Genomic DNA, 12,526 nt, shown 5'->3' on the forward strand with positions numbered 1-12,526 from the left:
GTGAACGGCCTGAACACCATCCTGATCGTCCTCGGCCTGTTCCTGGCCGGGGGCGTCTACTCCTTCCAGAAGCAGAAGATGCCCAAGTCGGTGATCGTTCTGCTCGCCCTCGGCTCCGTGATGTGTCTGGCGGCCGGAGTCCTGCGAATCCAAGGAATCTGGGAATGAGCGCAGCAAAGAACGTCGTCGTCTTCGACTACGGCTTCGGCAACGTCCGCTCCGCCGAGCGGGCCCTCGCCCGCGTCGGCGCCGACGTCGAGATCACCCGCGACTACGACAAGGCGATGGACGCCGACGGCCTCCTGGTCCCCGGCGTGGGCGCCTTCTCGGCCTGCATGCAGGGCCTCAAGGACGCCCGCGGCGACTGGATCATCGGCCGCCGCCTGTCCGGCGGCCGCCCGGTCATGGGCATCTGCGTCGGCATGCAGATCCTCTTCGAACGCGGCATCGAGCACGGGGTGGAGACCGAGGGCCTCGACGAGTGGCCCGGCACGGTCGGCCCGCTCAAGGCCCCCGTCGTCCCCCACATGGGCTGGAACACCGTGGACGCACCCGCCGACAGCCAGGCCTTCGCCGGGCTCGACGCCGACGCCCGCTTCTACTTCGTCCACTCCTACGCGGCGCACGAATGGAGCCTGGAGGTCACCAACCCGGCCATCCGCGCGCCCCGGGTCACCTGGGCCACCCACGGCCGCCCCTTCGTCGCGGCCGTGGAGAACGGAGCCCTGTGGGCCACCCAGTTCCACCCCGAGAAGTCCGGCGACACCGGCGCCCAGCTGCTCACCAACTGGATCGAGACCCTCTGATGAAGACGCTTGAGCTCCTCCCCGCGGTCGACGTCCGCGACGGCCAGGCCGTCCGCCTCGTCCACGGTGTCTCCGGCAGCGAGACCTCCTACGGCTCCCCGCTGGAGGCGGCCCTCGCCTGGCAGCGCTCCGGCGCCGAATGGCTGCACCTGGTCGACCTGGACGCCGCCTTCGGCACCGGCGACAACCGCGCCCTGGTCGCCGAGATCACCCGCGCCATGGACATCAAGGTCGAGCTGTCCGGCGGCATCCGCGACGACGCCACGCTCGCCGCGGCCCTGGCCACCGGCTGCACCCGCGTGAACCTCGGCACCGCCGCCCTGGAGACCCCCGAGTGGGCCGCCAAGGCCATCGCCGAGCACGGCGACAGGATCGCCATCGGACTGGACGTGCGCGGCACCACCCTCAAGGGCCGCGGCTGGACCAGCGAGGGCGGCGACCTCTACGAGACCCTCGCCCGCCTGGACTCCGAGGGCTGCGCCCGCTACGTCGTCACCGACATCGGCAAGGACGGCACCCTCACCGGCCCCAACCTGGAGCTGCTGAAGAACGTCTGCGCCGCCACCGACCGTCCCGTCGTCGCCTCCGGCGGCATCTCCAGCCTGGACGACCTGCGCGCGCTGTCCGCGCTGGTCCCCGAGGGCGTCGAGGGCGCGATCGTCGGCAAGGCCCTGTACGCCAAGGCCTTCACCCTGGAAGAAGCCCTGAAGGTGGTCTCCGCATGAGCTCCGCAGACGTACGCCGCATCTCCTCCGGCGGCCCCTACGAGGACGTCATCGGCTACTCGCGCGCCGTCGCCCTCCCCAACGGCCTGGTCCTCGTCTCCGGCTGCACCGCGGCCGACGGGGGCGGCCCGTACGACCAGACCGTCAAGGCCTTCGAGGTCGCCTTCAAGGCGCTCGCCGAGGCCGGGCTCGGTGCCGGGGACGTCGTCCGCACCCGGATGTACCTCACGCACGCCCGGGACGTGGAGGAGGTGGGCCGCGCCCACAAGGCCCTCTTCGACGCCGTCCGCCCCGCCGCCTCGATGATCATCGTCTCCGGCTTCGTCGACCCGTCGATGGTCGTCGAGGTGGAGGTCGAGGCGTACAAGGCGGTGGCCGGATGAGCCTCGCCGTACGCGTGATCCCCTGCCTGGACGTGGACAACGGCCGGGTCGTCAAGGGCGTCAACTTCCAGAACCTGCGCGACGCCGGCGACCCGGTGGAGATGGCCAAGCTGTACGACGCCGAGGGCGCCGACGAGCTGACCTTCCTGGACATCACCGCCTCCTCCGGCAACCGCGAGACCACCTACGACGTGGTCCGCCGCACCGCCGAGCAGGTCTTCATCCCCCTCACGGTGGGAGGCGGCGTCCGCACGGCGGACGACGTCGACAGGCTCCTGCGGGCCGGCGCGGACAAGGTGGGCGTGAACACGGCCGCCATCGCCCGCCCGGAGCTGATCCAGGAGATCGCGGAACGCTTCGGCCGCCAGGTCCTGGTGCTGTCCGTCGACGCCCGCCGCACGGCCTCCGGCTCCTTCGAGGTCACCACCCACGGCGGCCGTCAGGGCACCGGCATCGACGCCGTCGAGTGGGCCCACCGGGCCGCCGAACTCGGCGCCGGGGAGATCCTCCTCAACTCGATGGACGCCGACGGCACGAAGGACGGCTACGACACCGAGATGATCGCGGCGGTCCGCAAGCACGTCACCATCCCGGTGATCGCCTCCGGCGGCGCCGGGAAGCTGGAGCACTTCCCGCCTGCCATCGAGGCGGGTGCCGACGCCGTCCTCGCGGCCTCGGTGTTCCACTTCGGGGACCTGCGGATCTCCGAGGTCAAATCCACCCTCCGCGAAGCGGGCCACCCCGTCCGCTGACCCCTCCGGCCCCGCCGCACCGACGGCGGGGCCGGATCCGCGGGCCCCGGCCCGGTCAGATGCCGAGCTGGGCCCGGGTCAGGCGGGACACCGCTTCCTTCTCGCCCTCCAGTTCCACCGCCGCCGCGTCCTGGCGCCCGAAGCAGAACAGCGTCAGTTCCCCCGGCTCCCCGGTGACCGTCACCACCGGCACCCCCTTGTGCGCCACCGCCGTCCGCCCGTCCGGGCGCCGCAGGACCAGGCCGACCGGGGAGCGCCGGCCGGTGAGGCGGGCCAGCTTCTCCAGGCGGGACCAGAGCGCGTCCGAGAACACCGGGTCCAGCGTCCGCGGCGACCAGTCCGGCTGCGCCCGCCGCACGTCCTCGGCGTGGACGTAGAACTCCACCGCGTTGGCGGCCTCGTCGATCTGCTTCAGCGAGTACACCGACATCTTCGGCGGCCCCGTCCGGATCAGCTGGATGAGCTCCTCGTACGGCTTGGCCGTGTACTCCGCCATCGCCCGGTCCAGCCGCGCCTTGAGCACGTTCAGCAGCAGGCCGCCCGCCGCGTCCGGGCGCCGCTCCCGGACCACCACGTGCGCCGCCAGCTCCCGCGCCCGCCAGCCTTCGCACAGTGTCGGCGCCTCCGGCCCGGCCGCCTCCAACAGGTCCGCCAGCAGCAGGCGTTCACGCTTCGCATGGGTAGACATGCGCGACAGCCTACGGCCGGACACCGCCCCGCGCGTGCCCATCAGGCGGACAGTGATCCGTTCCGGCCCCGATCACGCGGCACAATGTCCCGCATGAGTACGTCCTCCCTCGATCCCGCCATCGCCGCCCGCCTCAAGCGCTCCGCGGACGGTCTGGTACCGGCCATCGCCCAGCAGTACGACACCGGCGAGGTGCTCATGCTCGGCTGGATGGACGACGAGGCCCTGCACCGGACCCTGACCACCGGCCGCTGCACGTACTGGTCGCGCAGCCGCCAGGAGTACTGGGTCAAGGGGGACACCTCCGGCCACGTCCAGCACGTGAAGTCGGTGGCCCTCGACTGCGACGCGGACACCCTCCTCGTCAAGGTCGACCAGGTCGGCGCCGCCTGCCACACCGGCGCCCGCACGTGTTTCGACGCCGATGTCCTTCCGCTGGCCGCCGAATAAACAGGTAGGTACCCCCGCCATGGATCTTGAGACGTTTCGCAAGCTCGCGGCCGACCGCCGCGTCATCCCCGTGAGCCGCCGACTCCTGGCCGACGGGGACACCCCCGTCGGGCTCTACCGGAAGCTGGCAGCCGAACGCCCGGGCACCTTCCTCCTGGAATCCGCCGAGAACGGCCGCTCCTGGTCCCGCTACTCCTTCGTCGGCGTCCGCAGCGCCTCCACCCTGACCGTCAAGGACGGCCGGGCGCACTGGATCGGCACCCCGCCCGTCGGCGTCCCCACGGACGGCGACCCGCTGCAGGCGCTGCGCGCCACCGTCGAGGCCCTGCACACCCCCCGCGACCTCGCGGGCGGGATGCCCCCCTTCACCGGCGGCATGGTCGGCTACCTGGGCTACGACATCGTCCGCCGCCTGGAGCGCATCGGCGAGCACACCTCCGACGACCTCCGGCTCCCCGAGCTCACCATGCTGCTCACCTCCGACCTGGCGGTCCTCGACCACTGGGACGGCACGGTCCTGCTGATCGCCAACGCGATCAACCACAACGCGCTCGACACCGGCGCCGACGAGGCCTGGGCCGACGCCGTGGCCCGCCTCGACGCCATGGAGGCCGACCTGGCCCGCCCGGCGCCCTACGTACCGGCCCCGCTCCCGGAGTCCGAGCTGCCCGCCTTCGAGGCGCTCTGGGGCGGCGAGCAGTTCCAGGCCGCCGTCGAGGACGTCAAGGAGCGCATCCGGGCCGGCGAGGCCTTCCAGGTGGTGCCCTCCCAGCGGTTCGAGACCCCCTGCCGGGCCTCCGCGCTGGACGTGTACCGGGTGCTGCGGGCCACGAACCCGTCCCCGTACATGTACCTCTTCCGCTTCGAGAACGGCTTCGACGTGGTCGGGTCCAGCCCCGAGGCGCTGGTCAAGGTCGAGGACGGGCGGGCCATGGTCCACCCCATCGCCGGCACCCGCCACCGTGGCGCGACCCCGCAGCGGGACAACGAGCTCGCCGAGGAGCTGCTGGCCGACCCCAAGGAGCGCGCCGAGCACCTGATGCTCGTCGACCTCGGCCGCAACGACCTGGGCCGGGTCTGCGAGCCCGGCTCGGTCGAGGTCGTGGACTTCATGAGCATCGAGCGCTACTCGCACGTCATGCACATCGTCTCCACCGTCACCGGGCGGGTCGCGGAGGGCAAGACCGCCTTCGACGTGCTCACCGCCTGCTTCCCGGCCGGCACCCTCTCGGGCGCCCCCAAGCCGCGCGCCATGCAGATCATCGAGGAGCTGGAGCCCTCCCGCCGGGGCCTCTACGGCGGGTGCGTCGGCTACCTCGACTTCGCGGGCGACTCCGACACGGCGATCGCCATCCGCACCGCGCTGCTGCGCGACGGGACGGCGTACGTGCAGGCCGGAGCGGGTGTGGTCGCGGATTCCGTGCCGGAACTGGAGGACCTGGAGTGCCGCAACAAGGCGGCCGCCGTGCTCCGCGCCGTGGGAGCGGCGAACCGCCTCCACCACGGCTGAGGGCGTAGGGGATAGTGGGGTACGTGAGTGCCGTACCCCCATCCCCCGCCCCCACCGCCGGCGCCGAGGCCCCCGAGGCCGGGAGCGCCCGTCGCAGCGTGGCCGTCGCCCTGCTGCTCGGCGCGCTCGGCGCCACCGTCGTCCTGCTCGCCTCCGGCCGCGTCTGGGCCCGGGGCAGCGCCGCCGTGGGAGGCGGCTCGCTCCCGCTGACGGCGGACGGCAGGGCCGTCACGGGCCTGCCGGCGGCGCTGGCCATCGTCGGCCTCGCGGCCCTGGTGGCGGTGTTCGCCGTACGGGGCCGGGGGCGGCTGCTGGTGTCCGTCCTGCTCGCGCTGAGCGGCCTCGGCGGGGCGCTGTCCGCGGTGGCCGCCGCCGACGACCACCGGGCGCTCGACGAGCGGGCCGTCACCGCGACGGCCGACACCGCCGCCCGGGCGGCGGAACTGACCCATACGGCCTGGCCGTACATCACGGCCTCCGGCGCCGTCCTGATCCTGCTCGCCGGTCTCCTCGCGGTCCGTTTCGGCCGTGCCTGGCCCGCCATGGGCGGCCGCTACGAGCGCGACGGCAGCCCGCGGCGCAAGGCGCCCGCGGCGGTGGACCCGGACCGGCCGGAGGACCTGTGGAAGGCTCTGGACCGGGGCGAGGATCCCACCCGCTAAGCCCCACCCAGTGGAGAATCCGCACGCGCCGTGCGGGACAATGACAGTGAGCGTGCGGCACCGCACGCGCGACAGAGCAACGAGGAGCAACTCATGGCGGGCTCGAGCCACGGACACACCCCGGCCGCCTGGACCGGTGTCATCATCGCCTTCATCGGTTTCTGCGTCTCCGGCGCCTTCATGGTGCTGGCGAACCCGCTCGGGTTCTGGGCGGGTCTCGTCATCGTCGCGCTCGGCGGAGTCGTCGGACTCGCGATGCGTGCCGCGGGCATGGGTGCGCCGAAGGCCGCCCACCGCGACCTCGCCGAGGTCATCGCCGCCAACCGCGTTCCCGCCAAGGTCTGAGCGCGGTTCCCGCGGTTCCCGCGGTTCGAAAGGCGCGGCCCGGTCGGGCTGCGCCTTTTGTCATGACCGGAGAGAATCAGCGGGTGGACGCCTCTCGCACCCCCGCCGCCCCCGCTCCCGCCGCCCCGCCCGGCGGGCCGGGGCTGCACCGGCCGCCCGTACCGCCCGGGCAGGCGCCCGCGGCGGTGTCGCGGGTCCGGCGGGCCGCCGCGCCGGTGCTCACCCTGGCCGGGGCCGTGGCAGCCTTCGCGTACGTGGGCGCCGTGGACCCGAACCAGCCCGGCCACTACCCGGTGTGCCCGCTGCTGCGGCTGACCGGGATCCTGTGTCCGGGCTGCGGCGGGCTGCGCAGCGCGCACGCCTTCGCCCACGGGGACCTGGCCTCGGCCCTCGGCGCCAATGCGGTGGCCGTCGCCGGCTACTTCGTCTTCGCCGGTTTCCTGGCCCTGTGGCTGGTGCGGGCCTTCCGCGGGCGTCCGGTGCCGCGGTTCGCGCTTCGGCCGGCGTACTGGTGGGGGATCGGCACCCTGGTGCTGCTGTTCTCGATCGTCCGAAATCTCCCGTTCGGTTCCGCACTCGCCCCGTGAAGCGCCGGGGCCCTTGCGGGGGCCTACGGGAATGCCATATTCCGACTGTCCAGTCAATGGGAAACCGCGAAGTCAGTGCAGAGTGCGTAGAGACCTGCGGATACCATTTGAGTGCTGACCTTGCAGTGGAACGTGTCTGCAAGGCGGCCGACCGTCATCAACCCGGAAGGGGGCCGCTCGCGTGAGTGTGCTCGACGAGATCATCGAAGGGGTCCGCGAAGACCTTGCCGAACGGCAGGCCCGCGTGAGCCTCGACGAGCTCAAGGAGCGTGCCGCCAAGGCGCCCCAGGCCAAGGACGGTGTCGCCGCCCTGCGCGGCGACAGCGTCAAGGTGATCTGCGAGGTCAAGCGCTCCAGCCCCTCCAAGGGCGCGCTGGCCGCGATCGCCGATCCGGCCGGGCTCGCCGCCGACTACGAGGCTGGCGGTGCGGCGGTCATCTCCGTCCTCACCGAACAGCGTCGCTTCGGCGGCTCGCTGGCCGACCTGGAGGCCGTCCGCGCCCGCGTGGACATCCCGATCCTGCGCAAGGACTTCATCGTCACGGCGTACCAGCTGTGGGAGGCCCGCGCCTACGGCGCCGACCTCGTGCTGCTGATCGTCGCGGCCCTGGAGCAGGAGGCCCTCGTCTCCCTCATCGAGCGGGCCGAGTCCATCGGCCTCACCCCGCTCGTGGAGGTCCACGACGAGGAGGAGATCGAGCGGGCCGTCGCCGCCGGCGCCAAGATCATCGGCGTCAACGCGCGCAACCTCAAGGACCTCAAGGTCGACCGCTCCACCTTCGAGCGGGTCGTCGGCGAGATCCCGCCCCACATCGTGAAGGTCGCCGAGTCCGGCATCCGCGGACCGCACGACCTCATCGCGTACGCCAACGAGGGCGCAGACGCCGTCCTCGTCGGAGAGTCCCTGGTCACCGGCCGCGACCCGAAGGCGGCCGTCGCCGACCTCGTCGCCGCCGGGGCCCACCCCGCCCTGCGCCACGGCCGGAGCTGACCCTTCCCATGCCTCCTTCCCGCCCTTCCGTCCGCACCCGACCGGGCCACGGCCCGGCCGCCGTGCCGACGGCGCACGCGCCCCTGGCGCGCGGCTGCCGCCCCCGCGGCTGCCGCGCCCCGGCCCGGCGCGTGCACGGCCGGCGGGTGCGGTACGTGATCGGCTCCGAGCCCGGTCAGGTCAACGGAATGCGATGGCGCGGCGGAGCCGCGCTGTAGACGACGGCCGCCCCGGCCCGGTACGCGATGGCGTACCGGCCGGGAGGTCCCGCACGGTCCCCGCCCGAGCCCCCGGCTCCCGGCTCGGGCCGCGGCCTCCGCACGGCGGCGCACCCCCAGCGGGGTGCGCGGGCCGCGGACCGACGGCGCAATACGGTGCAACCAGCCCCCGTCGCGCGTTTTCCGTACACACAGGAGTAGTGGCCATGTCCACCAGCTCGTTCTTCATCCCGGACCCGGAGGGTCACGTCCCCAACACCGAGGGCTACTTCGGTGACTTCGGCGGCAAGTTCATCCCGGAGGCCCTCGTCGCCGCCGTGGACGAGGTCGCCGTCGAGTACGAGAAGGCCAAGGGCGACCCGGCCTTCGCGGCCGAGCTCAACGAGCTCATGGTCAACTACACCGGCCGGCCCAGCGCCCTCACCGAGGTGCCCCGCTTCGCCGAGCACGCGGGCGGCGCCCGGATCTTCCTCAAGCGCGAGGACCTCAACCACACCGGCTCGCACAAGATCAACAACGTGCTGGGCCAGGCGCTGCTCACCAAGCGCATGGGCAAGACCCGCGTCATCGCCGAGACCGGCGCCGGCCAGCACGGCGTGGCCACCGCCACCGCCTGCGCCCTCTTCGGCCTAGACTGCACCATCTACATGGGCGAGATCGACACCCAGCGCCAGGCCCTGAACGTGGCCCGCATGCGCATGCTCGGCGCCGAGGTCATCGCCGTGAAGTCGGGCTCGCGCACCCTCAAGGACGCCATCAACGAGGCCTTCCGCGACTGGGTCGCCAACGTCGAGGAGACCCACTACCTCTTCGGCACCGTCGCCGGACCGCACCCCTTCCCGGCCATGGTCCGCGACTTCCACCGCGTCATCGGCGTCGAGGCCCGCCGCCAGATCCTGGAGCGCGCGGGCCGCCTGCCCGACGCCGTCGCGGCCTGCGTCGGCGGCGGCTCCAACGCCATCGGCCTCTTCCACGCCTTCATCCCGGACGCCGACGTCCGCCTGGTCGGCTTCGAGCCCGCCGGACACGGTGTGGAGACCGGCGAGCACGCGGCCACCCTGACCGCGGGCGAGCCCGGCATCCTGCACGGCTCCCGCTCCTACGTCCTCCAGGACGAGGAGGGCCAGATCACCGAGCCCTACTCGATCTCCGCAGGCCTGGACTACCCGGGCATCGGCCCCGAGCACTCCTACCTCAAGGACACCGGCCGCGGCGAGTACCGCGCGGTCACCGATGACGCCGCCATGCAGGCCCTGCGCCTGCTCTCGCGCACCGAGGGCATCATCCCGGCCATCGAGTCGGCGCACGCCCTCGCCGGAGCCCTCGACCTGGGCAAGGAGCTGGGCAAGGACGGCCTGATCGTGGTCAACCTGTCCGGCCGCGGCGACAAGGACATGGACACGGCGGCCCGCTACTTCGGCCTGTACGACGGCACGGACGAGAACGGGACCGAGGGGGAGAACAAGTGAGCAACCAGGGCAACATCGAACTGCTGAGCGCGACCCTCGCGAAGGCGAAGTCCGAGGACCGCGCGGCCCTCGTGGCCTACCTCCCGGCCGGGTTCCCGACCGTCGACGGCGCCATCGAGGCCGCCAAGGCGATCATCGCGGGCGGCGCGGACGTCGTGGAGATCGGCCTGCCGCACAGCGACCCCGTCCTGGACGGCGCGGTCATCCAGACGGCCGACGACATCGCCCTGCGCGGCGGCGTCAAGATCGCCGACGTGCTGCGGACCGTACGCGAGACCTTCGAGGCCACCGGCGTCCCGATCCTCGTCATGACCTACTGGAACCCCATCGACCGCTACGGCGTCGAGCGGTTCACCGCCGAGCTGGCGGCGGCGGGCGGCGCGGGCTGCATCCTGCCCGACCTGCCGGTCCAGGAGTCCGCGCTGTGGCGCGAGCACGCGGCGGAGCACGGTCTGGCGACCGTGTTCGTCGTGGCCCCCAGCAGCCGTGACGAGCGCCTGGCGACCATCACGGCCGCCGGTTCCGGCTTCGTCTACGCCGCCTCCCTCATGGGGGTCACCGGCACCCGCGAGTCCGTCGGCAACGAGGCCCAGGAGCTGGTGCGCCGCACCCGCACCACCACCGAGCTGCCGGTCTGCGTGGGGCTGGGCGTCTCCAACGCCGTCCAGGCCAAGCAGGTGGCGGGCTTCGCCGACGGCGTGATCGTCGGTTCGGCCTTCGTGAAGCTGCTGCTGGACGCGCCGGACGAGCAGGCCGGGCTGGCCGCCGTACGGGCCCTGGCGGGCGAGCTTGCGGAAGGCGTACGCAGGTCCTGACGCCGGGCGGGCCCCGACGGGGGTTCTGTAGCCCGATCGGGTGGAAACGGGAGCGGGGAGGCACGCGAGTGCCTCCCCGCTTCGTTTGGCCGAACGTGAGCGAGAAGAACGACGGTGCGAACCGCGATGCGACGACGAAACGATCGGCCCGGGAGCGACTCCAGCAGGAGCGCGAGCGGCAGAAGACCCGGGACAAGCGCCGGCGGACCCTCATCGTCTCCGCGGCGGTGGTCGGCGTGCTCGGCCTCGCGGCCGTGGTCGGCCTGATCGCCGCCAACGCCGGGTCCGGGGACAAGTCCGCCAAGGCCGGTCCGGTGGCCGCGCCGTCGGGGGCCACCGGCAAGGACGCGCTCGCCATCCAGACCGGTCCGGCCGGGGCCAAGTCCCGGCTGACCGTCTGGGAGGACTTCCGCTGCCCCGCCTGCAAGGCCTTCGAGACCAACTACCGGGACACCATCCACGACCTCGAATCCAGGGGGCTGCTCAACGTCGAGTACCACCTCGTCACCCTGATCGACGGGAACATGGGCGGCAGCGGCTCCCTCAAGGGCGCCAACGCCGCGGCCTGCGCCCAGGACGCCGGGAAGTTCGCCGCCTACCACGACCTCCTCTTCCAGAACCAGCCCGAGGAGACCGACGACGCCTACGGCAAGAACGCCAAGCTGCTGGAGCTGGCCGGGAAGGTGGACGGGCTGGACACCGCCGCGTTCCGCTCCTGTGTGGAGGACGGCACGCACAACAGCTGGGTCGGCAAGTCGCACGAGGCCTTCGCGGCCGGAAAGTTCCGGGGCACCCCCACCGTCCTGCTCGACGGCAAGGACATCTTCGCCGACCAGGCCGATCCGCTCACCCCGCAGAAGCTGAAGGCGAAGGTGGAGGCCGCCGCCGGGGTCCCGAAGGACAAGCCGTCCGGATCGGCGTCCCCGTCGGGTGCCGCGTCGCCCTCGGCGTCGGCCTCGGGCAAGGCGTCCGGGTCGGGCGGCTCGAAGTCCCTGTCCAAGGGGGCGCCCCAGGGGTGACCGCGCGGCCTTCGCCGTGTGTGGTTTTGGTTTCAGCTTGCCGGGCGGGTTGCGGTCGGTACCGCCCGGCAGGGTAGCGTCATGTCTGCCATGACCCTTGCCTATATCCCCAGTCCGTCGACCGGCGTGATCCATCTCGGACCGATCCCGCTCCGCGGCTACGCGTTCTGCATCATCATCGGCGTCTTCGTCGCCGTCTGGCTCGGCAACAAGCGGTGGATCGCGCGCGGCGGAAAGCCGGGCACGGTCGCGGACATCGCCGTGTGGGCGGTGCCGTTCGGCCTTGTCGGCGGCCGCCTCTACCACGTGATCACCGACTACCAGCTCTACTTCGGCGAGGGCCGCGACTGGGTCGACGCCTTCAAGATCTGGGAAGGCGGCCTGGGCATCTGGGGCGCGATCGCGCTCGGCGCGGTCGGAGCCTGGATCGGCTGCAGGCTGCGCGGCATCCCGCTGCCCGCCTGGGCCGACGCCCTGGCCCCCGGCATCGCCATCGCCCAGGCCTTCGGTCGCTGGGGCAACTGGTTCAACCAGGAGCTGTACGGGCGCGCCACCGACCTGCCGTGGGCGCTGAAGATCAGCGAAGGGCCCAACCGGGTCGCCGGCACCTACCACCCGACCTTCCTCTACGAATCGCTGTGGTGCCTCGGCGTCGCCGCGCTGGTGATCTGGGCCGACCGCCGGTTCAGGCTCGGTCACGGCCGGGCCTTCGCCCTGTACGTGGCCGCGTACTGCCTGGGCCGCGGCTGGATCGAGTACATGCGGGTCGACGAGGCGCACCACATCTTCGGGGTGCGGCTGAACGTCTGGACCGCGATCGTGGTCTTCATCGCCGCGGTGGTCTACTTCGTGCTCTCGGCGAAGCTGCGGCCGGGCCGCGAGGAGGTCGTCGAGCCCGACACCTCCGGTGGTCCGGGCGATGTGGCCGCTGCCGACAAGCCCGAGGCGGGCGAAGCCGACGCGAAGGCCGACGCGAAGCCCGACCTCACCAAGGCCGCCCCGGCGGACGGGAAGGGTGCCGAGGGCGCTGCGAAGGCGGATCTGACCAAGGCCGCGGAGGGCGCGGCCAACGGGGCCGACAAGAGCTGAACGGGTCGTACCGGAGG

General features: G+C 72.5%; 17 protein-coding genes. 16 read left to right on the forward strand and 1 reads right to left on the reverse strand.

The window, feature by feature from the left end:
- From SLAV_RS41595 to hisF, 5 genes are read left to right on the forward strand one after another with little or no spacing between them, the layout of a single operon-like run.
- On the forward strand, nucleotides 1-168 hold the full coding sequence (locus SLAV_RS41595) for a CG2302 family histidine operon protein (protein ID WP_030228117.1): 168 nt from the start codon (nucleotides 1-3) through the stop codon (nucleotides 166-168).
- Nucleotides 159-806 (forward strand): imidazole glycerol phosphate synthase subunit HisH, encoded by a 648-nt coding sequence (hisH, locus tag SLAV_RS26960; RefSeq protein ID WP_199922145.1) that lies wholly within the window; start codon nucleotides 159-161, stop codon nucleotides 804-806. The genes SLAV_RS41595 and hisH overlap by 10 nt, the downstream gene beginning before the upstream one ends.
- Entirely contained in the window at nucleotides 806-1,531 is a 726-nt protein-coding gene (priA, locus tag SLAV_RS26965; RefSeq protein WP_030228122.1) for a bifunctional 1-(5-phosphoribosyl)-5-((5-phosphoribosylamino)methylideneamino)imidazole-4-carboxamide isomerase/phosphoribosylanthranilate isomerase PriA, read from the forward strand. Before hisH ends, priA begins: the two co-directional genes overlap by 1 nt.
- Nucleotides 1,528-1,914, forward strand: coding sequence for a RidA family protein (locus SLAV_RS26970; protein ID WP_030228125.1), 387 nt, complete (start codon nucleotides 1,528-1,530; stop codon nucleotides 1,912-1,914). The genes priA and SLAV_RS26970 overlap by 4 nt, the downstream gene beginning before the upstream one ends.
- Nucleotides 1,911-2,666: an imidazole glycerol phosphate synthase subunit HisF gene (hisF, locus tag SLAV_RS26975; RefSeq protein ID WP_030228128.1), complete on the forward strand. Its 756-nt coding sequence runs from the start codon at nucleotides 1,911-1,913 to the stop codon at nucleotides 2,664-2,666. The genes SLAV_RS26970 and hisF overlap by 4 nt, the downstream gene beginning before the upstream one ends.
- A gap of 55 nt (nucleotides 2,667-2,721) precedes the next feature.
- Here the strand turns inward: hisF and SLAV_RS26980 are convergent, their stop codons facing one another.
- On the reverse strand, nucleotides 2,722-3,354 hold the full coding sequence (locus tag SLAV_RS26980; protein ID WP_030228129.1) for a TIGR03085 family metal-binding protein: 633 nt from the start codon (nucleotides 3,352-3,354) through the stop codon (nucleotides 2,722-2,724).
- Nucleotides 3,355-3,438: 84 nt separating this feature from the next.
- Here SLAV_RS26980 and hisI point away from each other — a divergent pair, with 84 nt between their 5' ends.
- From hisI to lgt, 11 genes are all read left to right on the forward strand, one after another.
- Nucleotides 3,439-3,804: a phosphoribosyl-AMP cyclohydrolase gene (gene hisI, locus SLAV_RS26985; protein ID WP_030228132.1), complete on the forward strand. Its 366-nt coding sequence runs from the start codon at nucleotides 3,439-3,441 to the stop codon at nucleotides 3,802-3,804.
- A gap of 19 nt (nucleotides 3,805-3,823) precedes the next feature.
- Entirely contained in the window at nucleotides 3,824-5,314 is a 1,491-nt protein-coding gene (locus tag SLAV_RS26990) for an anthranilate synthase component I (protein WP_030228134.1), read from the forward strand.
- A 14-nt stretch (nucleotides 5,315-5,328) separates the two neighbouring features.
- Nucleotides 5,329-5,976 (forward strand): TIGR02234 family membrane protein, encoded by a 648-nt coding sequence (locus SLAV_RS26995; RefSeq protein WP_030228136.1) that lies wholly within the window; start codon nucleotides 5,329-5,331, stop codon nucleotides 5,974-5,976.
- Between the two features lie 93 nt (nucleotides 5,977-6,069).
- Nucleotides 6,070-6,321 (forward strand): HGxxPAAW family protein, encoded by a 252-nt coding sequence (locus SLAV_RS27000; protein WP_030228139.1) that lies wholly within the window; start codon nucleotides 6,070-6,072, stop codon nucleotides 6,319-6,321.
- 83 nt (nucleotides 6,322-6,404) lie between these two features.
- The gene (locus SLAV_RS27005) at nucleotides 6,405-6,908 is read left to right on the forward strand and encodes a DUF2752 domain-containing protein (protein ID WP_234333508.1); all 504 of its coding nucleotides are present in this window, start codon (nucleotides 6,405-6,407) and stop codon (nucleotides 6,906-6,908) included.
- 181 nt (nucleotides 6,909-7,089) lie between these two features.
- Nucleotides 7,090-7,899, forward strand: a complete 810-nt coding sequence (gene trpC / locus SLAV_RS27010; protein ID WP_030228144.1) for an indole-3-glycerol phosphate synthase TrpC — start codon at nucleotides 7,090-7,092, stop codon at nucleotides 7,897-7,899.
- Between the two features lie 8 nt (nucleotides 7,900-7,907).
- The gene (trpM, locus tag SLAV_RS42595) at nucleotides 7,908-8,117 is read left to right on the forward strand and encodes a tryptophan biosynthesis modulator TrpM (RefSeq protein WP_030228146.1); all 210 of its coding nucleotides are present in this window, start codon (nucleotides 7,908-7,910) and stop codon (nucleotides 8,115-8,117) included.
- A 206-nt stretch (nucleotides 8,118-8,323) separates the two neighbouring features.
- A complete protein-coding gene (gene trpB / locus SLAV_RS27020; RefSeq protein ID WP_030228149.1) occupies nucleotides 8,324-9,586 on the forward strand; it encodes a tryptophan synthase subunit beta in 1,263 nt (420 codons plus the stop codon).
- Nucleotides 9,583-10,401 (forward strand): tryptophan synthase subunit alpha, encoded by an 819-nt coding sequence (trpA, locus tag SLAV_RS27025; protein WP_030228151.1) that lies wholly within the window; start codon nucleotides 9,583-9,585, stop codon nucleotides 10,399-10,401. Before trpB ends, trpA begins: the two co-directional genes overlap by 4 nt.
- Before the next feature lie 95 nt (nucleotides 10,402-10,496).
- Nucleotides 10,497-11,420, forward strand: coding sequence for a DsbA family protein (locus SLAV_RS27030; RefSeq protein WP_051840610.1), 924 nt, complete (start codon nucleotides 10,497-10,499; stop codon nucleotides 11,418-11,420).
- Between the two features lie 90 nt (nucleotides 11,421-11,510).
- On the forward strand, nucleotides 11,511-12,509 hold the full coding sequence (gene lgt, locus SLAV_RS27035) for a prolipoprotein diacylglyceryl transferase (RefSeq protein ID WP_030228155.1): 999 nt from the start codon (nucleotides 11,511-11,513) through the stop codon (nucleotides 12,507-12,509).
- Nucleotides 12,510-12,526: the final 17 nt, after the last annotated feature.

The sequence above is a fragment of the Streptomyces lavendulae subsp. lavendulae genome (genome assembly GCF_002803845.1).
GTDB classification, from domain to species: Bacteria; Actinomycetota; Actinomycetes; order Streptomycetales; family Streptomycetaceae; genus Streptomyces; species Streptomyces lavendulae.

What these genes read in the sequence shown, in the direction of transcription:
- priA (WP_030228122.1), top strand. Translation starts at nt 806, where the DNA reads ATGAAGACGCTTGAGCTCCTCCCCGCGGTCGACGTCCGCGACGGCCAG.
- SLAV_RS26970 (WP_030228125.1), top strand. Translation starts at nt 1,528, where the DNA reads ATGAGCTCCGCAGACGTACGCCGCATCTCCTCCGGCGGCCCCTACGAG.
- hisF (WP_030228128.1), top strand. Translation starts at nt 1,911, where the DNA reads ATGAGCCTCGCCGTACGCGTGATCCCCTGCCTGGACGTGGACAACGGC.
- SLAV_RS26980 (WP_030228129.1), bottom strand. Translation starts at nt 3,354, where the DNA reads ATGTCTACCCATGCGAAGCGTGAACGCCTGCTGCTGGCGGACCTGTTG.
- hisI (WP_030228132.1), top strand. Translation starts at nt 3,439, where the DNA reads ATGTCCCGCATGAGTACGTCCTCCCTCGATCCCGCCATCGCCGCCCGC.
- SLAV_RS26990 (WP_030228134.1), top strand. Translation starts at nt 3,824, where the DNA reads ATGGATCTTGAGACGTTTCGCAAGCTCGCGGCCGACCGCCGCGTCATC.
- SLAV_RS27000 (WP_030228139.1), top strand. Translation starts at nt 6,070, where the DNA reads ATGGCGGGCTCGAGCCACGGACACACCCCGGCCGCCTGGACCGGTGTC.
- trpM (WP_030228146.1), top strand. Translation starts at nt 7,908, where the DNA reads ATGCCTCCTTCCCGCCCTTCCGTCCGCACCCGACCGGGCCACGGCCCG.
- trpB (WP_030228149.1), top strand. Translation starts at nt 8,324, where the DNA reads ATGTCCACCAGCTCGTTCTTCATCCCGGACCCGGAGGGTCACGTCCCC.
- lgt (WP_030228155.1), top strand. Translation starts at nt 11,511, where the DNA reads ATGACCCTTGCCTATATCCCCAGTCCGTCGACCGGCGTGATCCATCTC.